A 22134-nucleotide genomic window follows, 5' to 3' on the forward strand; every position below is an offset into this window, starting at 1 on the left:
AAGATGATACTGTCTGGGCAAGCTAATGTCAGGCAGTATTTTTTTGCCTTTTTTCGAAAGTGAGGTTGTAGTACTGATGTCATTGCCATTCCAACAAAAGCTAATGGATATAAGTAGCTTAACTAGTAAATTATTGAGGAAAAATTTTGGACGAGGACCTGTATCCTGTTTTGCTTTTGCAAATGACAGGTTTCTTGTTTTTTACATACGGGGATTTATGTCTCCATTAGAAACTACTTTGTTAGAGCACGGAAATGGTGATAATGTTGATATTTCACGATCTATTGTTATGAATACTGTTATTAATCAATTAAAGGGAATTCTAGAGTTAGAATTTGAACAGGATATTGAATCCTTCTATCACGATTGGAACTATACTCAGAACACAGGTATGATCACTGTTGAATTTGAAAACAAAATCATATTGGGTGTTGACTCGAATCAAGTTGCAAATATAGATTTAAGACCTTTAATCGATGAAGTTGATAGAATTAGTATATTAGTACAAAAAAAACCTGAAAAAACAGAAGCCTATTTTATATCACCAAAGATTTTTTTAGTAAAACGAAATGGAATTTTAGTAAGAATTGAAAAGGCATTGATTGCAAAAGGATTTGAACAGACTTTGCTGGTCACAAAGGATGAACTAGAAAAGTCATACCTACACCATGATGGTCGCTTTGAAGAAATTTTTAGCGACTCAGTTGTAGATATTTTTGTGGACTGGGATTTTAATGAAGATAAAAGCATTATTTGTTTTGTTTTAAAGTCATGATCCAAGAGAGTATTAAACGAAATTCAGAACAACAGTATTCTATAAAAATACACATCAATCATAAAAAAGAGCCTCCTAATATAGGTGGCTCTTTTATACATATTATTGTTATTTACATTCTCGCAGACTCTTTTAAAGTTACATTATTAGACTGAACTTCGGAAACTTGTTGTTTGCGTTTAATAAAGAAGGAGAGTAATAAACTCGCTATTCCTATTAACAGAATCACAAAGTATGCATCATTAATACCCTGAATTGCAGCTTCCATAATCATATGCTGTTGAGTTTCACCAGGAGTTCCTCCAGTGGACATTAAATCTTTAAGATGATCTTTTGTACTATTTGTCATGACAGTTACTAGTAGAGCAGTACCTACAGCGCCAGCGACTTGTCTGATGGTATTTGAAATAGCTGTGCCGTGTGCATTAAGGCTTGGTGGCAATTGATTTAAACCAGCAGTCTGTAAAGGCATAAGGAACATAGCCATCCCAATTCGACGAAGTGTCGACATGAAAATTAGAAAAGTATAACTAGTCGAGTCCGTCAAATCAATGAATCCATAAGTTGAGACAATAATGATTACAATACCAATAATTGTAAGCCATTTTGCCCCATATCGGTCGAAGAGCTTACCAACTAAAGGACTTAGTAAGCCCATTAGAAGTGCTCCAGGGAACATAAGTAATCCAGACTCTAATGCAGTGAAACCACGTACATTTTGAAGATATAGTGGAAGAAGCATCATATCTGCATACATCATCATAGTGACACCAATATTTATAATGGTCGTCAAGGTAAACATATTAAATTTAAAAGCACGTAGATCAAGTAGTGGATTTTGAGAAACTAGTTGTCGCCAAGTAAAGAGGACCAGTGAAATGATTCCAGCAACCAGTGAAATAACGACCTCTTTACTTGACCAACCAGCGTTGCCTGCTTGGCTAAAGCCGTACATTAAAGTACCAAATCCAATTGTTGATAGAATTACACTAATAAAGTCTACCTTGGATTGTACAGTTTCTGAAACGTTTTTCAGATAAATAAAACCACAAAGGATAACAATAATGGCAAACGGAATCATACCGTAAAACATTGCTTGCCAAGGGAATGTCTCAAGAACATAACCGGTAAGAGTTGGTCCAATTGCAGGGGCAAAAATAATTGCTAACCCAACCATCCCCATAGCCGAGCCTCTCTTCTCTGCTGGGAAGATTGATAAAACAACATTCATAAGTAACGGCATGATGATCCCAGCACCGGCTGCTTGAATCAAACGACCAGTTAGTAATACTGGGAAATTGGTCGCAATTGCTGACACGATCGTTCCTGCAAGAAAAATAATCATCGAACTTTGGAATAATTGACGAGTGGTAAACCTTTGCATTAAGTATGCTGTGATAGGAATTAATACCCCATTTACCAACATATAACCCGTTGTAAGCCACTGGGCTGTTGAAGCTTTAATGTCAAAATCATTCATTAATTCCGGAATGGCAACACTCATGATTGTCTGATTAAACGTTGCAAGGAAAGCACCTATGATCATCACAAACATGATAGGCCCTTTTTTGATAGAGTGGTTGATTGTTGCACTCTTACTCAATTTCATTCATCCTTTCATGTCTATCTTAGATAGATTTAATTTACAACATGTTGTATAATTAACATTGTATAAATGAGATTATAATGACAAATAATCGTGATGACAATCTACAAATAATGTTGAAATGTAAATTACTTTACACAAATTAATTTTTTGTTGCTTATCAGTGGGAAATAAGACGCTATTTTTGGAAATGTAGCATAGTAATTTTTAAGAAAGGAATGGAGATATGATGGAAAATAAAAAGTCTCACACAGACCCTCGTATACTGCGGACACGACAATTAATTAAAAATGCGCTTGTGGAGTTACTTGATGAAATGGATCTTAAAAAAATAACAGTTAATCGATTAGCAGAGCGAGCAACCATTAATCGAGTTACCTTTTATCTACACTACCGCGATATTCCTGATATGTTGGAAAAGATGGCAGACGAAATGATAGATGAATTTTCAATCGTTATTAAAAATACACCAGCGGTAGGACAAACCTCCTCTGGAGAGGGGAATTGGAAAATACTCGAAAACATACTTGAGCATATCGCAAAAAACGGAAATTTCTATAAAATCATCCTTGCCTCAAAGCAAATCCCAATTTTTAGAGATCGTTTATTGACGTTCTTAAAGGAGATGATTGTTACAAAGATTGATGAAAGTAGAAGTCATCCATATCTTCTATCTCAAGGTATTAAAGTAGACATCTTGATATGGTACAATTCTTCAGCCCTAATTGGTACAATTATTTCTTGGCTTCAAAATGACATGCCGTATACTCCAGCATTTTTGACCCAGCAATTTTCTTTACTTCACCTTAGGGGACTGAATAGAGAATCTTAAGAATAAACTTGTAAAGTTCAGTTATGCTGAGCAATATCAGGAATAGAATCGAAATGATGAAACCAAATCTTAAAGCGATTTGGTTTTTTAGTATGTAACTACTTATCTATCATGAACATTTTAAGAAATGGTTTTTAAAGGAGAATAGAAATTTATATAAAATCTACTACATAAGGAGGTGTAAATTTTGAAAAAGTATAAAGTCATTCTAATAGGACTGATCTGTTCTTTGAGTTTTTTTGGTTGTGACGATACGGAAACAAAAACTGTAACGACTAAAAATCCGAATGTAGAAGAAATTTTACGTCTTGATCGGCATGCTGACATATTTCAATGGAAAGAAGTAATTTATCAAACCAATATAGATTGGGTAGATGAACTTAAACTGACAAAGAATAAATCAGTGGGGGAAATTACAGCAGTTTCTTCAAGAGTTTCAAATAAATCATTTAAAAATGGAATGGCAAATAACTTACCAATAGGAGCAAAAATATACAGCGCTAAAGAGAGAGAAGATATATTGATTTTTGAATTTAATGGAAGAGTCAGTTATTACTTAGCTCTAGTGGAAGGATAAATAAGAAATTAAATAGGGATTGTCTTAAACGGAAAATAATCTGTAGTTTTTTACGCTTTAAAAATTCAATTATATTTTATTTAAATTTTCTCTTAAATATAGGTAGTTCTTCAAGAAGTCGATTGTAACGGAAGGTGCTCGACTCCTGTGGGAGTAGCGGGACAGGTGAGACCCCACAGACGCGAAAAGGAAGGCATGCTAAACGCACGACGTCCTGTCGTAACGCATGCATGACCCACATCCTGTGGGCCCAGAGGAGGCTCAGCGCACGCCCCACGGAAAGCGAGCATCCTGAAGTGGAAATAGACAAACTTCCTTCAATGGAAAGTATTTCGAGATTGCTATTATTGTTAATGATATTCACCTAAATTAAATACTGGGCATACAATAATTGGGCACAGAAACCTGTATATATACTGTAAGAGGAAGTGATTAACATTTATTCATCAGTGAATTCAATTCCAAGAAATATGGGATATTCATTTTCAAACCCTCACTATCAAAGAGTTTATCCCACTCGCCATAACAATAATATTAATAACTCAATTAGAGTAACTGGTAAGGGAGAAGTAACTGTTAAACCAAACCAGGCTTCACTATTGGTGGGTGTTATAGTCGATGATATGAAAGTACAAAACGCGCAACAACAGAATGCGATTATTTCTAATCGAATCATTGAAGCACTAAAAAACATAGGAATCAATCAGGAAGATATTGAAACTTATTCATACTCAATCGATCGGCTCGTTGATTATCAGGATTCACAAGAAATATTTCGTGGGTATCGGGTAAGCCATATTTTCAAGGTTACTGTTAAAGATATTGCTAGTGTTGGAAAAGTTATTGATGTTGCAACAGAAAATGGAGCAAATGTTGTCAGGAATGTATCTTTCGAAGTGTCAGATCCGGAACCATACTATGTAGAGGCTCTTAAACAAGCCACTTTAAATGCAAAAAGCAAAGCGGAAAGTATCGCCAAATCATTAGGGTTAACCATCAATAGCGTTCCAGAATGGATTGTTGAAGAAAGTGTTCAATTACTGAGACCACAATACTCAATGCAAACAGCTGTTTTGAGTGCATCTACCACTCCTATTCAAGAAGGTCAAATCAAAATTTCTGCATCAGTTCAAGCGTTATTTAATTATATAAGTTTCTAATGAAGAATTATTTCTAAGCCAAGTATTATTACTAGTTTTAGTGTGATTCTTAAATGATAATTTGAAAAAGAGAAAAGGGAAAAGATGAACGCAGTCATCTTAAATCTTTTCTTTTTTTTGTGGTTTTTACTAAACAAAAGAAGGAAACCCTTCGTAGAAAGAGAACTCAATTTGAATATAGTTCGACTTGATTTAGCTTCTATTAATGTTAGATGGTTTCTTTTCTTATATTGATAGTGATAAGGTCTTATCAGGTAAAAGGTTTATGAATACCTTGGTATAAGATACAGTGGACGAGTTTAAGCATAATTGGGGGGGAAGAAATGTACAAGAAACTGGGAATTGCAATTATTCATGGAATGGGGAATCAAAAGCAGGACTTCGCTAATGAAATGGTAGACTTGATTAAAAAGCAATTCGCCAAAAAATTAGAGTGTATCGTAACAGACCCTTCCTCCTATCTAGTATTTCAGCCTATACAATGGTCATCCGTCTTTGAGGAAAGGGAGGAGAAATTGTATGAAAATGTAGTATTGGCGAACGATCTAGATTTTAAAGGACTAAGAAGGTTCACTATACAATATGTAGGAGATGTTATTGCATATCAACAAGTAGAGACTTCTAAACAAAACTATGAAAGAGTACATGAATGTATCGGTAAACATTTAAATATCATCTCAAATAAAGCTGGAAAAGATGTGCCTTTATGTGTCATCTCACATAGCTTAGGTTCTGTCATTGCAAGTAATTATTTCTATGATTTGCAAGCAAAAAGAAATAGCGTATCATGCATTGTCAATGAATCCTCACCTTTGGAAAATGGATTTACATTAACCTTATTTTATACTTTAGGGACTGCGCTTCCGCTTTGGAGTTTACGATACCATAACTTTAACCGCCCGATTAATATACCCTCAGGAGAGCTTCAACAATTTTATCCTGGTTTGAAGGGTGAATGGATCAATTTTTACGATAAAGATGATGTTCTTGGGTTTCCATTAAGAGACGTTGATCAAACTTATCTTGACGCTGTTACTGAAGATAGACAAGTTAATATTGGCGGGTTATTGACTAGTTGGAATCCATTCTGTCATACAGGATACTTTAAGAATATGGAAGTTATTGAACAGATTGTAGAGGGATTAGTACGTATTTGGAAACAAGTTAATAAGATGGAGAAGATTTAATTTATCATATAAAGCATGTCATTTTTAAAAAAGATAATATTTTTTGTCATAATACTGTAAATTGAAGTAAATACCCATGTAACTTCCATGTAACCTTAGGATGATAAAATCATGAAAAAGGTTTCATCGGAGGTAAATTCTTAAATGAAAAAGATTATAGCATCATTTGTTGTGACAGGAGTGTTATTGTCAAATCCATTAGTTAGTAATGCTGCATTAGGAGATCATACGTTAAAAAGTGGAATGACTCATAAAGAAGTAAAACAATTACAGGAAGTTTTAAAGAAAAAAGGATATTTTAAAGCAAATTCAACTACTTATTTCGGAACAATCACTAAAGGTGCGGTATTAAAGTTTCAAAAAAGCAAAGGCTTAAAGCCTGACGGTGTTGTAGGTAAGAATACATATATAGCATTGGGTGTTAAAAAGAAGACACAACCTACCAATGTAGGTTCAAACAATAAATCTAAAGCATTAGTAACGAACAGTAAAAAGTATTTAAATGTACCATATTTATGGGGTGGGAATACACCAAAAGGCTTTGATTGCAGCGGATTCATAAAATACGTTTTCGAAAAAAGCACAGATGTCAATTTGCCAAGAACGGTATCGGAAATATATAAAAAAGGGACAAGGGTGTCCAAACCACAAGTTGGCAATCTGGTCTTTTTTGAAACCTATAAACCTGGTGCCTCACATGCGGGTATTTATATCGGAGGTAATCAGTTCATACACAGCTCCTCATCAAAAGGTGTAACTATTTCCTCATTAGATAATAGTTATTGGGAAAAGAGATACTTAGGAGCGAAAGAAATGTAATTAAGATAAAGACCAGTTCTTTTATAAAGAAACTGGTCTTTATAGTTTTATAACATAAAAATTCTTCATTAATGAAGAACCTTCCCGTTTTTTATTGAAATTGTTGGTATAGTCAAGAAGCATTTGGTTTATTAAATATTCTAAATAAACATATTATGGTAAAATATGGATACTAAACAGATGTTAGGAGAGTTCAGATGAAAACAAAACAAAGAATTCCATGGGAATTAATAAAACTTTTAGCTTACTCTTTTACTTTTGCATTTATTATCAAACTATTTATTTTTTCTCCATTTATAGTTGAGGGGGCGTCGATGCAGCCGACTTTACATAATGAAGATCATTTATTTGTTAATAAGATAGCCTTGCATTTATCAGATGTAGAGCGTGGAGATGTAATTATAATCAAAAAAGAAAATGATCCTAAATACTATGTAAAACGTGTAGTTGGTCTTAATGGTGACAAGATTGAGATTAAAGATGGAATATTAAATGTGAATGGAAAACCTATCAAAGAAGATTATCTTAACAATGAATTAAAAGACGAATATAATCAGTATTTACATTATGATCAAGTTACAGTTCCAGATAATTCCTATTTTGTAATGGGAGATAATCGTCTTAACAGTAAAGATAGTAGAAATGGATTAGATTACATAAAAGATTCAGAAATAGTAGGAAAAGCTCAAATAATTTATTTTCCATTTAACAGATTAGAATTTATTCAATAAAGAATACATATATCTTGTTCAACTAACGCATGCGTTCGTTCTATTAAAGCACTAGTCGTTGATGTGACTTCAAAGAATTATGATTATACTAACGTGAGAAACGTAGTAGTTTAGAAGATATATTGTATGGCTTTATTTTTGGAGTAATAAATTTTAAGAAGAATATGAATCTATCTATTTCACCATGGGTGGTCTTATATTTCTTATGATTGTGATTACTTCGATGTAATTAATCCTTATTTGAAATTACCAATATATATAAATATATATAGAAGAGCTTGGATAAAAATATCCAAGCTCTTTTGACTTTTGAAAGGAAACAATTATTTATCACATATATTCAAAGGTAGTGTGGTTGAACATTTTATTTCTCTTAAAGCTAAACTAGTTTGAATTCTAGTGATGCCAAGTTTGTTTAGTTTTCGAATAAAACTCTCTAATCCTTTACGATCTTTATTTGCAACTTTCAATAAGTAGTCATACTCTCCAGTTAATAAGTGACACTCCAATACCTCGGGCATCGCTTCTAAAGTTTTCTCTAGTACTGCTAATTCATCTGCTTGATGGATATTTGTATTAATAAATATAAAACAAAGTAAGTCAAAACCAAGCTTTTCTTGATTTAATATAGAGACTTGTCGCTTTATATACCCTTCATTTTCTAGTCTTTTTACTCTTGCATGTGTAGCAGGTGGAGACAAATTAACATATTTTGCTAGTTCAGTATTACTAGTTTGTGCTTCAATTTGAAGTTTGTCCAATATTTTTAAATCCACTTCATCTAACACTTTACTTTGGAAAGTTTCCACCTTCATCAACTCCATTTCAATTATTCCGTCACCGACACGTTTTCAACAAGAAAAACTAATTATATTCAATAATATCATATATAAACTTTATTTTATTTTGATTTTTTATCAATATACAAAATATTTTGAGTGTGATGATAAAATTATTTAAGGATTGTAAGTTTCTATTTATAAGAATCATAAATAAAGAATTTGATTGGAGGATAAGGATGTGCCGATATTTTATATGCTTTTGTTATTATTAACTAGTTTAATATGGGGAGGAAATTTTGTTGTTGGAAAAACACTCGTTGGTCATGCTTCTCCGATGACCTTAACAACTTTGAGATGGGCAATTGCAATTTTGTTTCTTTTACCATTGGTAATGTGGAAAGAGAAGAAGTTTTTTCCTCCACGTAAAGCTATCCTTCCGTTAATTATTATGGGGATTACAGGCGTTGCATTGTTTAATCTTTTTCAATTTTGGTCATTAGAAAGAACATCTGCGACTAATGTTGGCTTGATCTCAACCTTAAATGCAATTTCCATCGCCATTTTTTCATCCGTATTTTTAAAAGAGAGATTAAATATATTGCAATTATTTTCTATGCTTTTATCGTTTTTAGGAGTAGTACTCGTTTTGACAAAAGGAGATATGAATCTATTATTTTCTTTGGAGTTTAATGTTGGTGATGTGTTTATGCTCATTGCAGTGTGTATTTGGGGATTATACTCGGTTTGCAGTAGGTGGGCAACTAAGACCGTATCACCGATTATGGCAACTTTTTACTCAGGGGTCTTTGGACTAATATTTCTGATTCCCTTTAATCTGACGGATTTTACGGTTTCAAATGTTGATACTGCATTTATTGTTTCCATTCTATATACAGGTGTGATTTCGACAGTTCTATGCATGATTTTTTGGAATATTGGTGTTCAAAAAATAGGTGCAATCACAGCGGGGATTTTTTTAAACTTTAATCCTATTTTCACAGCCATTTTAGCGTTTTTCATATTAGATGAAAAACTGTCCTGGATTCAGGGAATTGGGAGTGTTATCGTAATTTTAGGATGTTATTTATTCACATACTTTAAAACTCATAGGATTTCAAAAAATAAAATTGTTTTAAAGGATGCATTGTCATAAACTCGGGATGAGATACTTTTGGCTTGATAAGGTGAATTATTATAGATTTGAAGGAAAAGGGGACCGCGGTTTTAAGCCTAATGATACTTTATTAATCCCAGTTGGTATTATTCATAGAACAAGAGCAAATCTTTATTTTGAATTTAAACATGCTGATACTGTAATAGTAGAATAGTTTTGTAACTTACTGGTTATAAATGAGTGTAGATTAGGGGATTAACGGTAATTAAAGGTGATGTCATGATACATACTTACTTAGGTGAAACAATTAATTTTGAGATTAATTTTAAAAAGCGTAAATCCATTGGGATTTATTTAGATATTTATGGAAATGTTGAAGTCCGTGCACCAAAAGGGACAACAGAAGAAAGTGTACTTTTATTATTAGAAGAAAAGTGGGCATGGATTTTAGAAAAATCAAAAGAGATGAAGGACCGATTCGAGGGACCTCAAAAGAAAGAATACGAGTACGGTGAAAAGTTTCTTTACTTAGGAAATAGTTATCCAATTCAAATTTTTCAAAATGAAACGGAAGGTCAAGACAACGTAAAGTTTGAAGACGATACGTTACGAATATTTGTGAAGGATCTTGATGATGAAAAAATAAAACAAGCGCTGAAACGATTTTATTATCAGCAGTGTAAATCATTAGTAGAAAGTGGAACTAAGAAATATCAAATTAATTTTAATGTAAAACCTACTGCTATACGTATCACTGATAGTAAAAAAAATTGGGGAACATGTGATTCAAATCGTCAATTAACATTTAATTGGAGACTAGCAATGGCACCTCAAAAGGTGATTGATTATGTAATCGTTCATGAAATGTGCCATATGATTCATATGAATCACGACAGATCTTTTTGGAGATTAGTCGGTAAAATAATACCGGATTATAAAGAATGTGAATATTGGCTAGCAATCTCAAATTGGAAAATGACGGTTTAGTCCCTATTTACAAATAAATAGAAAAGTGAGATAATAAACAAAATTTCGAGGAGGGAAGTAAGTTTATGGAACCAACAAATTGCTAATATTAATTTATTTAAAAATTAATATGAATTTTGTATTGAGTGAGAATTAGCCTGATTATATAGGTTTATTTGTTATGCTCTTTATGGAATTAAGGCAATTTAGAAGGTAACTTACTTACTAAAATCGAGATTATAATTTTATCGGATATTTCTATTAGAAATGTCTAATCAGGTACGATCATATAAGCAAGCCTGATCTATAGTATATGGCATAAGTATGTGCTTTTTTAGGCATGTGAATTGCTGGAAATACTGTGGAAAATTATATTCAATATGAATTTTAAGACTGTAAGAAGAAAATCTTCTTATGGTCTTTTTTGCTTTGTAAATTAAATAGTAATGAAGTTCTTCTTTACCTTATCCATAAAATGCATGACTAAGATTATGGATGAAAGAAGGAATTTGTATGTTTGAATTAAAATTAAATGGAATTAAAAAATTTATGGACGCGACACTTGTTCTTAAAAATATAAGCTTTGAAGCCTATGAAGGGGATAAGGTCGGAATCGTTGGGGTAAATGGCAGTGGTAAAAGTACAATTTTGAAATTAATTGCAGGTATTGAACCGATGCATTATTATCCTGGATATCCTCAAACCTCAAGCTATGGTTACGATGAAGGGTTAATAAACATGTCCAGGGGCGCAACATGTGCTTACCTTGAACAAATGCCGGTTTACCCTCAAGGGCTTAAAGTAATTGATGTATTGAACTTAGCATTTGAGGAAATTGATTCAATTGAGGTTCAAATGCGTGAATTGGAAGAAAAGATGAGGAATTTGGTAGATAATGCTTTGGAAAAAGCTTTAAAAAAATATAGTGATTTAGTTCAATTATTTGAGGTTAAGGGCGGATACGATCGAGAAGAAAAATTAAGTAAAGTATGCACTGGTCTTAAATTCGGCGAAAGCTTTTTAAATAAAGATTTTGATTTATTAAGTGGTGGAGAAAAAACGACTGTGGTGCTTGGGAAACTCCTAATTAATGTTCCTGATATTTTATTACTCGATGAGCCGACCAATCATTTGGACATGGATTCAATCGAATGGCTTGAGGGTTACTTAAAGAACTATAAAGGGATCGTTCTAATCGTTTCGCATGATCGATACTTTCTTGATAATGTTGTAAATAAAATTGTAGAAGTCGAGGACATGGAAGCCATTTCCTATAAAGGTAATTATTCATCCTTTGTTAGTCAAAAAGAGGAGAATATGCGAATTCAATTTGAGCATTTTAGAGAACAACAAAAAAAGATTAACGCCATGGAAAAGACTGTAACTGATTTAAGGGACTGGGCTATGAGAGCTGATAATAACAAATTCTTTAAAAGGGCTGCCAGTATCCAAAAGAAACTAGATAAAATCGACAGAATAGACAAGCCAGTGTTTGAAAAGAAAAATATGAAATTAGATTTTAAAGCAACCGAACGATCTGGAAAGGAGACAATTAAGGCAATCGGTTTATCAAAAAGCTATGAAGATAAAGTAATCTTTAAGGATTCAAATTTAATGGTTCAATTTGGAGAAAGAGTTGGGCTCATCGGATCAAATGGCAGTGGAAAAACAACATTTTTACGGATGCTTTTAGATGAAGAACAGCCTGACTCAGGTGTTGTGGAGTTGGGTGCTAATGTGAAGGTTGCATATTTACCACAGAAGATAACATTTAAAAATGAAGAATTTACACTACTTGAATGCTTTCGAGAAGATATTTCTATAGTAGAAGGAAAAGCTCGAGAGTATCTATCCAAATTCATGTTCTATAAGAAAAGTGTCTTCAAAAAAGTAAAGAATTTGTCTGGTGGGGAAAGAATTAGATTAAAACTTGCAATGTTACTTTTTCAGGATATAAATTTATTAATACTTGATGAACCTACCAATCACCTTGATATAAAATCAATCGAAACATTTGAAGAAGCACTTGAAGAATTTAAAGGAACAATATTTTTTATTTCTCATGATCGCTATTTTATTAACAAAATTGGTAATCGAGTGATTGCTGTTGAGAACAATACTTTTAAAAGCTATCTCGGAAATTACGATGATTATAGAAATGAAAAAGAACAGTTAATGCAGCAAATACTCGAGAAAGCAGAGTCACAGAGTAATGAAAAAAACAAGAAACCCACAAATCAAAAAAAAACAGTTAAAAATGAAGTAGCAGAGGCAAAAACTTTAGCTAAAATTGAAGTTCTTGAGACTAAAATTAAAGAAATAGATTTAGCTATGTTAGCTGAGCAACTAGAGTATGATGAGCTTAATAATCTTTACTATAGAAAGCTGGAATTAAATAACGAACTAGATTCAATGATGGATTTGTGGTTGAATAATAATTTAAATGATTTGGGTGAAATGTAGAGTTAAAGAATGCGAATGCCAAATAACTTGAATATAGTCTAAATGAAAAGCCTAGAGGCAAAGGTCTTCTAGGCTTTATAAATAATATAGGTGCTAATTAGCTGTCTTTTTAAAAAGTCTATATTATCCTTCAATAAAATTAACAGAGTTTTAACAAAACTGATCTTCCATATTGTTGCTAATTAGTAACCTATTTCAAGTATTAATTTGTTAAGTGAAGTCATTTTTTAAAATTATTACCGTAAATTGACTTTGACATTTTTATAAATGGACCATATAATATTTTTGTGTTTTAAATAAGATTTGTCGATTATTATAAAAATGAGTATCAACAATCTTCTTTAAAAGATTCTAAATTAACTGGAGGATTATTAAAAAATGACACATGCTATGAGACTACGTTTCCCAACTTTGAACAAGTAATTAAATATGTTCAAAGACTCTGTTTTGTAATTTACAGAGTAACGGGATTAGTCTGTCCTTTTTTAATAATCTTTATTTTGCATAGAAAATATGTCATATAAAGAAAGGCTGATCGAATACGCCTTTCTTTTTTTTATTAATTTACCTCTTTCGCAAGAAAAGAAAGGGTTATTTAGTGACGACTAACTTAGCTTAACCCTATTTAATTAGGATGGGTCTTTATCCCTTACTCTCAAATCGCAGGCAGATTGCCTGTGATTTTTTTGTATAAAAAGAACATTCAGTTGAATTGGAGGCAGTAAACAATGGAAAAGGTTTATATAGAATTAGAAAATGTTGAACTATCATTTTTAGATAAAATAGTGTTAAATATCCCTCGTCTTGCAGTACATCAATTTGATCGTATTGGAATTGTTGGTAGAAATGGGGCAGGAAAAAGTACTTTATTAAAATTAATAGCTGGTCAAATTAAACCCGATATAGGAAAGGTTAATTGTGTTGTAGATTTTTCTTATTTCGATCAAATGTCTATAGCTATTGAAAGAGAATTCGATTATGAGTTATTAAGTAAATTATCTGTTCCTAAAACTGACATTGAACATTTAAGTGGTGGTGAACAAACTCGTCTAAAGTTAGCCCAATTATTCGCAGAGTTTCATGAATGTTTATTGATTGATGAGCCAACAACTCATTTAGATACAGAAGGTATTCAATTTTTTATTGAGGAATTGACTTACTATTATGGAGCTTTAATCCTAGTAAGTCATGACCGTAATATTTTGGATCAACTAGTCAATAAAATTTGGGAAATACAAGATGGAGAGGTTATCGAATATATAGGAAATTATTCAGATTATGTGGCACAAAAAGAGCTTGAAAGTAAACAACAAAAAGCAAGGCATGAAAGTTATGTAAAAGAAAAAACGCGCCTAATGAAGGCAGCTGAGGAAAAAATGAAAAAAGCTAAAAAAATTACCCAATCGAACGGACATATCTCACAAAAAGAGGTGAAAGCGAAAGCCAATAGAATGTTTATGACAAAATCAAAGGAATCAAGTCAAAAAGCAGTTCAAAAAGCGGCAAAAGGGATTGAAAAACGAGCAGAGCAGCTTGAAGTAGTAGAAGCGCCAAAAATGGAGAGAACTCTTTACTTTCCTCAGTCTTCTAGTCTAAAACTACACAATAAGTTTCCGATTATGGCAGATCGTTTAACATTGATGGCTGGAGATAATGTTCTTTTGAAGGAAGCAAGTTTTCAATTTTCATTGGGCAGTGTGAATGCAATTACTGGTAAAAATGGTTCTGGAAAATCAACACTTCTTAGATATATTTTACAAAATGGCGATGGAATGATCATTTCACCGAAAGTAGTTATAGGGTTGTATAAGCAAATGGGATATCAATTCGAAAAATCAGAAACCATTATGGACTATATAGTTAATAGAAGTGATTATGATATAAGTAAAATTCGATCAGTACTTAATGGAATGAATTTTACTGGAAATGATCTGAAAAAGAATGTACGCGATTTAAGTGGTGGAGAAGCAATCAGACTAGTCTTATGCCAACTATTTCTCGGAAGATATAATGTACTCATTTTAGATGAGCCAACTAATTTTCTAGATGTATTTTGCATCGAAGAATTAGAGCGTTTTTTAAAGGCATATGAAGGGACTGTTATTTTAGTATCACATGATCGCATGTTCATCGATCGTGTAGCAGATTATGTTTATGTGATTGAACATCAACAATTAAAATGTACCAATTAATCATAAGAAGTAAATTGATTGAATGTTAAGAATTAGTTGGATTAGGTATCGGATTTCTAGTAGGTTTAATGATTACATTAGTAAATGTTAAAAATTCGCTATTTGGATTGATGTCTAAAAAATCATTATCGGTGGCAATTGGAGATCATCTAGTTTTTACCCTACTAGGATTGATTCAAGGATTTTTTATGTAGTAATAATAATTTTAAGTGATTTCTAAATAAGTGTTTCGAATTGAAACACTTATTTTTTATTTTTGAGCAATAAGTAATTTATTCCTAGAAAAAATCAAAATATTTATGATGAATTCGTATTCATAAGAGCTTGGAATGTGTTATATTGATACGTATAATAAATTTCCTGACAGATAAGAATTTTTTTCTGTCCGTCTTTAAGAATCAATAAGCGAGAGAACCTCATTTAAGGTGATCTCTTTTTTTCTTTAATCATTCATCATATAGAAAGAAGTGGAGAAGTTGAAAAAGCAACATATTTATCTCATCCTATTTTGTATTATGGTAGTATGGGGATTAAATGTTATTGCCACAAAGATTTTAGTGGCAAATTTTATGCCTGTTACGATGACAGCATTTCGTGTTTTTACAGCTGGAATAAGTGTGTTTATTATTCTATTTTTTGTTAAAAAAGTTCGTAAACTTACAAAAAAAGAGTTTAAATATGTCTTTTTTGCTATGTTGCTTAATGTAGTCGCTCATCATTATTTTTTATCGATTGGACTTTCTCAAACTTCAGCCTCTAACGGAGGACTTATTCTAGGAATGGGTCCACTTTTAACAGCTTTATTGTCTGTTTTCTTTTTGGGGAGTGTATTGACTTTCGTAAGGATATTAGGTGTGCTTTTTGGATTTTCTGGTGTTGCATTTATTGTATTGCAAAGTGGTGGAGGCTTCCATGGTATATCACATGGTGATTTTTACGTATTCCTAGCAATTTTGGCTCAAGCTGCAAGCTTTGTTTTAATTAAAAAGGTTTCTAGTACATTAGATCCACGCTTAATGACAGGTTATATGCTTGTGATGGGATCAATTATTTTGTTTGGAATTAGTCAAATTGTTGAACCAAATGGAATGGCAAGTATGGTCCATCATTCAATTGGAATATGGGCAGTGTTCTTTTCATCTGCAATTATAGCAACGGCGATTGGTCATATGCTTTATAACTATGCACTTGGTGAAGTTGGAACGACAGAAGCCTCTGTCTTTATAAATTTAAATCCATTCTTTTCATTAATCGGAGCTGCGCTTTTTTTGGGAGAGAAAATCGTGTTAACCCAGATCGTTGGATTTGTCTTAATTTTAATTGGCGTTGTATTTGGATCAGGAGCATTCGAAGAAATTTCGCGTAAAATGAAAAGAGATCAACAGATGCATGTTTAAACAAAATGAAAATATTTGTAGAAAGAAGTCCTGTAGGGCTTCTTTCTATTTCTTTAAGTAAGGTTAAATAGCCTTAATTAAAACACCAACAGATTAGCACATCTAATTAATTGACTTTAAAACTAATCGTCTTTGGATAACGAGGAAGTGATGCTTTAGCAGTATATTGCCCTTTAGGGAGATTTTTAAGTTCAAGATTTCGACTAATAAATTCACCAGGAGCTAAGTTTTGTTCCACCACTACCTGTGTACATACGATTGGTTTTTTATTAGTTATGTATGGATAGTTACTTTTAATTAATTTATTTTTATTATCATAAATATATATAAAAGGACCCTTCGGACTACATGGATTAGCTCCAATAACAATTCTTTCATTTGTTTCTTTATGATTTTGAATTCGATAATTTACAACAACAGAGTTTCCATTTACTTTAGCTGATAGTGTAGATGTAACATTTCCTACACTTAATTCTTCGACTTGTTTTTGTACTACGTCTGTTTGCGCTTGTGCTTGTTTTACATCAGCGATTGCTTGATTAAGTTGTAATTTTAATTTATTTATTTCAGTTTGATTTGTGTCTAAGTTATATGACCATTTATTTGTATTGTAGCTTAGTTTATATTTCGCTGAAGGGAGAGATTTAATGTTTACATATATTTTGCCATTCTCTGATATTGTATTCTCCAGGCTTTTTCCATCTAGCTTTACTTCGTACTTGTTATTTTCGATCGTTTCTTTCTCTACAGAGTAGTAATTTCCTCTTGGTGTTTTATCCTTTTTTATCAAGGTTCCAGCATAAACTCCACCACTACAACTTAGTACAGCTAATACAAGTGCCCCAATCAGTAATTTATTTTTCATGTTTTTCTCTCCTATGTAATTTATTCCTAAAATATTTTTTGAAATGTTAATCCTAGTATATTTTATATTTAGAGTGAAGCCCACGGCCAAATTTACTTAATTTATTATTAAATTGCTTTCATTACTGAGACATTTATCAATATTGCTAATTGTAGTACTAAATGTCATTTATTCTGTAAAAATTTTATTTTGAATTTGTCCTAATATTTAGAAAAGTGAATATATATTTATTGAGATTAATTTCTAAACAGAGAGGGGTCATTTAAAGCCTAGTTATTCTGCTAGGAATAGAAAGAGAATCATAATTTGGCTACTTTTTGAAAGCGTTTTCTAATATACAAAAAAAGGGGGGATTGAATGAACATATTATTATGTTGTGCAGCTGGAATGTCTACGAGTTTGTTGGTTACCAAAATGGAGGCAGCTGCAAAGTTGGAAGGAATTGATGCTAAGATTTGGGCGGTTAGTGCAAATGAAGTGAAAAATCACCTTGATGATGCGGATGTCCTACTTGTAGGGCCACAGGTTCGATATCTACTTCCTCAGTTAAAAAAGACGGGTGAGGAAAAAGGAATTCCAGTAGATGCCATTAATCCCGTTCATTATGGGATGTGTAACGGTGCAGAGGTTTTAAAATTTGCTAAGAATTTAATAGGTTCATAATTCAATATAGGGGTGATTAGTGTGGCCAAATTTACGCAAATGTTAGAAGAGAAGGTAATGCCAGTTGCTGGCAAAATTGCGGGTCAAAAACACTTACAAGCTTTACGTGATGGACTAATTTTAACGATGCCTCTCATTATTGTAGGATCTATTTTCTTGATTTTGGGCTTTATTCCAATAGATAGCTATCCACAATTTATGGCAGATACCTTTGGTGCTGATTGGTTAACGAAGCTACTTTATCCAGTAAATGCAACGTTTGATATTATGGCACTAATTGCAGGATTTGGGATTGCTTACCGACTCGCTGAACATTATAAGGTGGATCCGTTAAATGCAGGTGCTGTTTCTGTTGCTGCTTTCATTCTTTCTACTCCATATTTTACATTGTTTACGCCAGAAGGAGCAGATGCTGCTATTCAAGTTGGTGGCGTATTACCAATGGCCTTTTTAGGAAGTAAAGGATTGTTCGTTGCCATTATTATCGCATTATTTTCTACTGAAATTTATCGCTGGGTTATCCAGAAAAATATTGTTATTAAAATGCCAGATGGTGTACCTCCAAGTGTAAGTAAATCATTTGTTGCGTTATTCCCAGCATTTTTAGTCATCCTTGTTGTATGGGTTATTCGATTATTAATTGAAAAAACTTCATTTGAAACTTTACACAATGTCGTTGGAAAGCTTTTACAAGAGCCGTTAGGTGCTCTTGGTGGGACTTTAGTTGGTGGATTAATTGCTGTTCTGTTAATTCAACTATTATGGTCAACGGGCTTACACGGTGCTAGTATCGTTGGTGGAGTAATGGGGCCAATTTGGTTAGCAGCAACTGATGCAAACCGTTTAGCGCTTCAAGCTGGTAAAGAGATGCCAGAAGTTATTACACAACAGTTTATTGATATCTTTATATATATGGGTGGATCTGGCGCGACATTTGCATTTGCTATCATGATGTTACTATTTGCTCGAAGCCAGCATGCTAAGCAATTAGGTAGACTATCGATAGGGCCGGGTATCTTCAACATTAATGAACCGATTACCTTTGGTGCTCCTGTTGTGATGAATCCACTGTTATTAATGCCATTTATCTTAGCGCCATTGGCATTAGTAGTTACAACTTATATCGGTATGACTACAGGCTTTGCTCCAAAAACTTCAGGAATTGCTATTCCATGGACTACTCCTCCAATTATTGGTGGATACCTTGCGACTGGTGGTAACTGGAGAGGTGCTGCAATGCAATTAATTAATCTAGCTGTTTCATTTGCAATTTACTACCCATTCTTTAAAATGTGGGATAAACAAAACTATGAAACAGAAAAATCAGCAGCTAACTAAAAATAAAATACAGGAGCTTGCCCTATGGCAAGCTCTCGGTGTTTAAACAAAATATACTTTTTAGACCTACTGAAAACGCTTGTCTTTCAAGTTGTGAAGGCTGATACGTAGTGATGTTACCCAAGCATAGAAAGTGAGCGTTTTTCACCGGTATGGGAGCTTATCTTATGGCATATATTTGACATATTAATCTTTTATTCTAATAGAAGGCGGGAGTTCAGTTGACAAAAGAAGAGTTGTACAACCTTTCCTTTCAATTAATACTGCATAGTGGTAATGCTAGAAGCCTTGCAATGGAAGCCATTTATGATGCAAAGGATTTACATTTCGAATTGGCTCAAGAAAAGCTGTCAGAGGCCGATCAAGAGTTTATTCAAGCACATCATTTTCAGACCCAACTCATTCAAGCTGAAGCTGGAGGGGTTGATTTTGACATCCCGATTATTTTAATACATGCACAAGACCATTTAATGACTGCAATGACTTTAAAAGATTTAGCTAGGGAAATAGTGGAACTTCGTAAGGATATGAATAGTCAATCATAAGGAGGTTACATAATGAGTAAATCAATTAAAATCACGACGATTGGTGGAGGATCAAGTTATACCCCAGAGCTTGTAGAGGGGTTTATCAAACGATATGATGAACTACCTTTGCGCGAGCTTTGGCTTGTTGATGTAGAGGAAGGAAGAGAAAAGCTAGAAATTGTTGGTGATTTAGCTAAACGTATGTTTCAAAAAGCAGGGCTACCCGTTGAGGTTCATTTAACACTTGATCGAAGAGCCGCATTAAAAGATGCAGACTTTGTAACAACTCAATTCCGTGTTGGTTTACTGGAAGCAAGAGCGAAAGACGAAAGAATTCCATTAAAATATGGGGTTCTTGGTCAAGAAACAAATGGTCCAGGAGGTTTATTTAAAGGTCTTCGGACGATTCCAGTTATTTTAGATATCGTTAAGGATATGAAAGAGCTTTGTCCAGATGCATGGCTCGTTAACTTTACAAATCCTGCCGGGATGGTGACAGAAGCTGTGCTGCGTTATACAGATCACCATAAAGTAGTTGGATTATGCAATGTTCCTATTGGTATGGAAATGGGAATTGCAAAGCTTTTAGATGTAGAACATTCACGTGTTCGTATTGATTTTGCCGGGTTAAATCATATGGTATATGGATTAGATGTATATGTAGATGGAGAGAGTGTAAAAGACAAAGTAATTGATTACTTAACTCATCCTGAAAATTCAAGTTTTGTTAAGAATATTCAAGGGTATGGTTGGGAGCCAGAATTTATTAGTGCTTTAGGCGTTCTTCCATGTCCATACCATAATTATTATTATAAAACGAGGGAAATGGTTGCAAAAGACCTTAAGAGTGCTGAAACTGATGGCACACGAGCTGAAGTCGTTAAGAAATTAGAAGATGATTTATTTGAACTTTACAAGGATCCGAATCTTTCAATTAAGCCACCACAGCTTGAAAAACGTGGAGGAGCTTATTATAGTGATGCTGCAGTTCGATTGATTTCTTCGATTTATAATGATAAAGGCGATATTCAGCCAGTCAATACCAAAAATAATGGTTCGATTGCTAGCATTCCAAATGATTCAGCAGTAGAAGTTAGCTGTGTCATAACGAAGGATGGACCAAAACCAATTGTTATGGGAGATTTACCTGTAGCTGTTCGAGGACTTGTTCAACAAATTAAATCGTTCGAACGAGTTGCTTGTGAAGCAGCTGTCGAAGGGAATTACAACAAGGCTGTCCTTGCGTTAACAATCAATCCACTAGTAGCTTCAGATAAAGTTGCAAAACAAATTGTTGATGAAATGTTAGAAGCACACAAGGCACATTTACCTCAATTTTTTAATGAGGTGAAAACTCGATGATTAAATTAATTGTAAATGCTGACGACTTTGGTTATTCAAAGGGTATTAATTATGGGATTATCGAGGCTCATAGAAATGGAATCGTAAACTCTACGACAATGATGATGAATATGCCTGGTGTAAGTCATGCTGTGGATTTAGCGAAAGAGAATCCTAATTTGAAAGTTGGAATTCATTTAGTTCTTACATGTGGAAAACCACTGTTAACTGATGTGCCAACTCTTGTAGATCAGGACGGATTCTTTAAAAAAAATCGAGATATTCTTGAATCAAATATATCACTTGAAGAACTTGAAAGAGAATGGACCGCACAGGTTGAAAAATTTTTAGAAACAGGACTGACATTAACCCATATCGATAGTCATCACCATGTTCATACTGTACCTAGGTTTTTACCTGTAGTTCAAAAGCTATCAAAAAAGTATAACCTAAGTGTACGACGAGTTTCAGATCATGCACTTGAAGGTGTTCCACCATATAGTGATGTATTTCTTCATGAATTCTATGGTGAAGGTGCGACTTATGACTATTTCGAGAAAATAGTAACACAAGTCCAAGATGGGCAGACTGTCGAAGTTATGTGTCATCCAGGGTATCTTGATCATGAGGTATTAAATAACTCTTCATATGCAAAAGATCGGGTAACAGAGATTGAAATACTAACTTCTATCCGACTTCCAAACAAATTTGTTTTAGTATAAAATTACACAAATATGAAAAGTAGATATTTTCCATAGAGTAAAAGAAACATATATACATGTTTCTTTTACTTTTTTTA

21 protein-coding genes are annotated in these 22134 nt (G+C 33.1%); 18 read left to right on the forward strand and 3 right to left on the reverse strand.

Annotated features, from left to right (window positions below):
• The first annotated feature begins 103 nt into the window (after nucleotides 1–103).
• On the forward strand, nucleotides 104–775 hold the full coding sequence (locus tag ACX6U0_RS11925) for a Na-translocating system protein MpsC family protein (protein ID WP_464960279.1): 672 nt from the start codon (nucleotides 104–106) through the stop codon (nucleotides 773–775).
• A 112-nt stretch (nucleotides 776–887) separates the two neighbouring features.
• Here the strand turns inward: ACX6U0_RS11925 and ACX6U0_RS11930 are convergent, their stop codons facing one another.
• Nucleotides 888–2330: a DHA2 family efflux MFS transporter permease subunit gene (locus ACX6U0_RS11930; RefSeq protein WP_464960280.1), complete on the reverse strand. Its 1443-nt coding sequence runs from the start codon at nucleotides 2328–2330 to the stop codon at nucleotides 888–890.
• A 280-nt stretch (nucleotides 2331–2610) separates the two neighbouring features.
• On the opposite strand from ACX6U0_RS11930, the gene ACX6U0_RS11935 reads away from it, so the two are divergent.
• The 6 genes from ACX6U0_RS11935 (at nucleotide 2611) to lepB (ending at nucleotide 7687) form a co-directional block, all read left to right on the forward strand.
• The gene (locus ACX6U0_RS11935) at nucleotides 2611–3213 is read left to right on the forward strand and encodes a TetR/AcrR family transcriptional regulator (protein WP_464960150.1); all 603 of its coding nucleotides are present in this window, start codon (nucleotides 2611–2613) and stop codon (nucleotides 3211–3213) included.
• Between the two features lie 187 nt (nucleotides 3214–3400).
• Complete coding sequence (locus tag ACX6U0_RS11940) at nucleotides 3401–3790, forward strand: hypothetical protein (protein ID WP_464960151.1); 390 nt, start codon at nucleotides 3401–3403, stop codon at nucleotides 3788–3790.
• 428 nt (nucleotides 3791–4218) lie between these two features.
• Nucleotides 4219–4950 (forward strand): SIMPL domain-containing protein, encoded by a 732-nt coding sequence (locus tag ACX6U0_RS11945; RefSeq protein WP_464960152.1) that lies wholly within the window; start codon nucleotides 4219–4221, stop codon nucleotides 4948–4950.
• A gap of 323 nt (nucleotides 4951–5273) precedes the next feature.
• Complete coding sequence (locus ACX6U0_RS11950; protein ID WP_464960153.1) at nucleotides 5274–6137, forward strand: PGAP1-like alpha/beta domain-containing protein; 864 nt, start codon at nucleotides 5274–5276, stop codon at nucleotides 6135–6137.
• A gap of 144 nt (nucleotides 6138–6281) precedes the next feature.
• Nucleotides 6282–6956 (forward strand): C40 family peptidase, encoded by a 675-nt coding sequence (locus ACX6U0_RS11955; RefSeq protein ID WP_464960154.1) that lies wholly within the window; start codon nucleotides 6282–6284, stop codon nucleotides 6954–6956.
• 197 nt (nucleotides 6957–7153) lie between these two features.
• Nucleotides 7154–7687 (forward strand): signal peptidase I, encoded by a 534-nt coding sequence (lepB, locus tag ACX6U0_RS11960; RefSeq protein WP_464960155.1) that lies wholly within the window; start codon nucleotides 7154–7156, stop codon nucleotides 7685–7687.
• A 323-nt stretch (nucleotides 7688–8010) separates the two neighbouring features.
• On the opposite strand, the gene ACX6U0_RS11965 is transcribed toward lepB, so the two are convergent.
• Nucleotides 8011–8496 (reverse strand): Lrp/AsnC family transcriptional regulator, encoded by a 486-nt coding sequence (locus ACX6U0_RS11965; protein ID WP_464960156.1) that lies wholly within the window; start codon nucleotides 8494–8496, stop codon nucleotides 8011–8013.
• Between the two features lie 211 nt (nucleotides 8497–8707).
• Between ACX6U0_RS11965 and ACX6U0_RS11970 the strand changes: the two genes are divergently transcribed.
• The 6 genes from ACX6U0_RS11970 to ACX6U0_RS11995 all read left to right on the forward strand — a co-directional run bounded on the left by ACX6U0_RS11970 (nucleotide 8708) and on the right by ACX6U0_RS11995 (nucleotide 16601).
• Entirely contained in the window at nucleotides 8708–9622 is a 915-nt protein-coding gene (locus ACX6U0_RS11970) for a DMT family transporter (protein WP_464960157.1), read from the forward strand.
• A 240-nt stretch (nucleotides 9623–9862) separates the two neighbouring features.
• On the forward strand, nucleotides 9863–10570 hold the full coding sequence (locus tag ACX6U0_RS11975) for a M48 family metallopeptidase (protein WP_464960158.1): 708 nt from the start codon (nucleotides 9863–9865) through the stop codon (nucleotides 10568–10570).
• Nucleotides 10571–11062: 492 nt separating this feature from the next.
• The gene (abc-f, locus tag ACX6U0_RS11980) at nucleotides 11063–13012 is read left to right on the forward strand and encodes a ribosomal protection-like ABC-F family protein (protein WP_464960159.1); all 1950 of its coding nucleotides are present in this window, start codon (nucleotides 11063–11065) and stop codon (nucleotides 13010–13012) included.
• A gap of 378 nt (nucleotides 13013–13390) precedes the next feature.
• On the forward strand, nucleotides 13391–13435 hold the full coding sequence (locus ACX6U0_RS11985; protein WP_108745583.1) for an erythromycin resistance leader peptide: 45 nt from the start codon (nucleotides 13391–13393) through the stop codon (nucleotides 13433–13435).
• Nucleotides 13436–13740: 305 nt separating this feature from the next.
• Nucleotides 13741–15204 carry an Msr family ABC-F type ribosomal protection protein gene (locus ACX6U0_RS11990; protein WP_464960160.1) on the forward strand — a complete coding sequence of 488 codons (1464 nt, stop codon included), beginning with the start codon at nucleotides 13741–13743 and terminating at the stop codon, nucleotides 15202–15204.
• 467 nt (nucleotides 15205–15671) lie between these two features.
• Nucleotides 15672–16601 carry a DMT family transporter gene (locus ACX6U0_RS11995; RefSeq protein ID WP_464960161.1) on the forward strand — a complete coding sequence of 310 codons (930 nt, stop codon included), beginning with the start codon at nucleotides 15672–15674 and terminating at the stop codon, nucleotides 16599–16601.
• Between the two features lie 106 nt (nucleotides 16602–16707).
• Here the strand turns inward: ACX6U0_RS11995 and ACX6U0_RS12000 are convergent, their stop codons facing one another.
• The gene (locus tag ACX6U0_RS12000) at nucleotides 16708–17466 is read right to left on the reverse strand and encodes a hypothetical protein (RefSeq protein ID WP_464960162.1); all 759 of its coding nucleotides are present in this window, start codon (nucleotides 17464–17466) and stop codon (nucleotides 16708–16710) included.
• Between the two features lie 357 nt (nucleotides 17467–17823).
• Between ACX6U0_RS12000 and ACX6U0_RS12005 the strand changes: the two genes are divergently transcribed.
• From ACX6U0_RS12005 to chbG, 5 genes are all read left to right on the forward strand, one after another.
• The gene (locus ACX6U0_RS12005) at nucleotides 17824–18129 is read left to right on the forward strand and encodes a lactose/cellobiose PTS transporter subunit IIB (RefSeq protein ID WP_464960163.1); all 306 of its coding nucleotides are present in this window, start codon (nucleotides 17824–17826) and stop codon (nucleotides 18127–18129) included.
• Nucleotides 18130–18150: 21 nt separating this feature from the next.
• On the forward strand, nucleotides 18151–19467 hold the full coding sequence (gene celB, locus ACX6U0_RS12010; RefSeq protein ID WP_464960164.1) for a PTS cellobiose transporter subunit IIC: 1317 nt from the start codon (nucleotides 18151–18153) through the stop codon (nucleotides 19465–19467).
• Nucleotides 19468–19688: 221 nt separating this feature from the next.
• Nucleotides 19689–20012: a PTS lactose/cellobiose transporter subunit IIA gene (locus ACX6U0_RS12015; protein WP_464960165.1), complete on the forward strand. Its 324-nt coding sequence runs from the start codon at nucleotides 19689–19691 to the stop codon at nucleotides 20010–20012.
• 12 nt (nucleotides 20013–20024) lie between these two features.
• The gene (locus ACX6U0_RS12020; protein WP_464960166.1) at nucleotides 20025–21356 is read left to right on the forward strand and encodes a 6-phospho-beta-glucosidase; all 1332 of its coding nucleotides are present in this window, start codon (nucleotides 20025–20027) and stop codon (nucleotides 21354–21356) included.
• Complete coding sequence (gene chbG / locus ACX6U0_RS12025) at nucleotides 21353–22057, forward strand: chitin disaccharide deacetylase (protein ID WP_464960167.1); 705 nt, start codon at nucleotides 21353–21355, stop codon at nucleotides 22055–22057. The genes ACX6U0_RS12020 and chbG overlap by 4 nt, the downstream gene beginning before the upstream one ends.
• The last annotated feature ends 77 nt before the right edge of the window (nucleotides 22058–22134 follow it).

The sequence above is a fragment of the Gottfriedia sp. ABJ_BB2_2 genome (assembly GCF_055484705.1).

Bases quoted from the DNA above. Each gene is read 5' to 3' on its own strand.
- ACX6U0_RS11975 (WP_464960158.1), top strand. From the start codon at position 9,863: ATGATACATACTTACTTAGGTGAAACAATTAATTTTGAGATTAATTTT.
- chbG (WP_464960167.1), top strand. From the start codon at position 21,353: ATGATTAAATTAATTGTAAATGCTGACGACTTTGGTTATTCAAAGGGT.
- ACX6U0_RS11925 (WP_464960279.1), top strand. From the start codon at position 104: ATGGATATAAGTAGCTTAACTAGTAAATTATTGAGGAAAAATTTTGGA.
- ACX6U0_RS11950 (WP_464960153.1), top strand. From the start codon at position 5,274: ATGTACAAGAAACTGGGAATTGCAATTATTCATGGAATGGGGAATCAA.
- lepB (WP_464960155.1), top strand. From the start codon at position 7,154: ATGAAAACAAAACAAAGAATTCCATGGGAATTAATAAAACTTTTAGCT.
- ACX6U0_RS11930 (WP_464960280.1), bottom strand. From the start codon at position 2,330: ATGTTTGTGATGATCATAGGTGCTTTCCTTGCAACGTTTAATCAGACA.
- ACX6U0_RS11955 (WP_464960154.1), top strand. From the start codon at position 6,282: ATGAAAAAGATTATAGCATCATTTGTTGTGACAGGAGTGTTATTGTCA.
- ACX6U0_RS12000 (WP_464960162.1), bottom strand. From the start codon at position 17,466: ATGAAAAATAAATTACTGATTGGGGCACTTGTATTAGCTGTACTAAGT.
- ACX6U0_RS12005 (WP_464960163.1), top strand. From the start codon at position 17,824: ATGAACATATTATTATGTTGTGCAGCTGGAATGTCTACGAGTTTGTTG.
- abc-f (WP_464960159.1), top strand. From the start codon at position 11,063: ATGTTTGAATTAAAATTAAATGGAATTAAAAAATTTATGGACGCGACA.
- ACX6U0_RS12020 (WP_464960166.1), top strand. From the start codon at position 20,025: ATGAGTAAATCAATTAAAATCACGACGATTGGTGGAGGATCAAGTTAT.
- ACX6U0_RS11935 (WP_464960150.1), top strand. From the start codon at position 2,611: ATGGAAAATAAAAAGTCTCACACAGACCCTCGTATACTGCGGACACGA.
- ACX6U0_RS11990 (WP_464960160.1), top strand. From the start codon at position 13,741: ATGGAAAAGGTTTATATAGAATTAGAAAATGTTGAACTATCATTTTTA.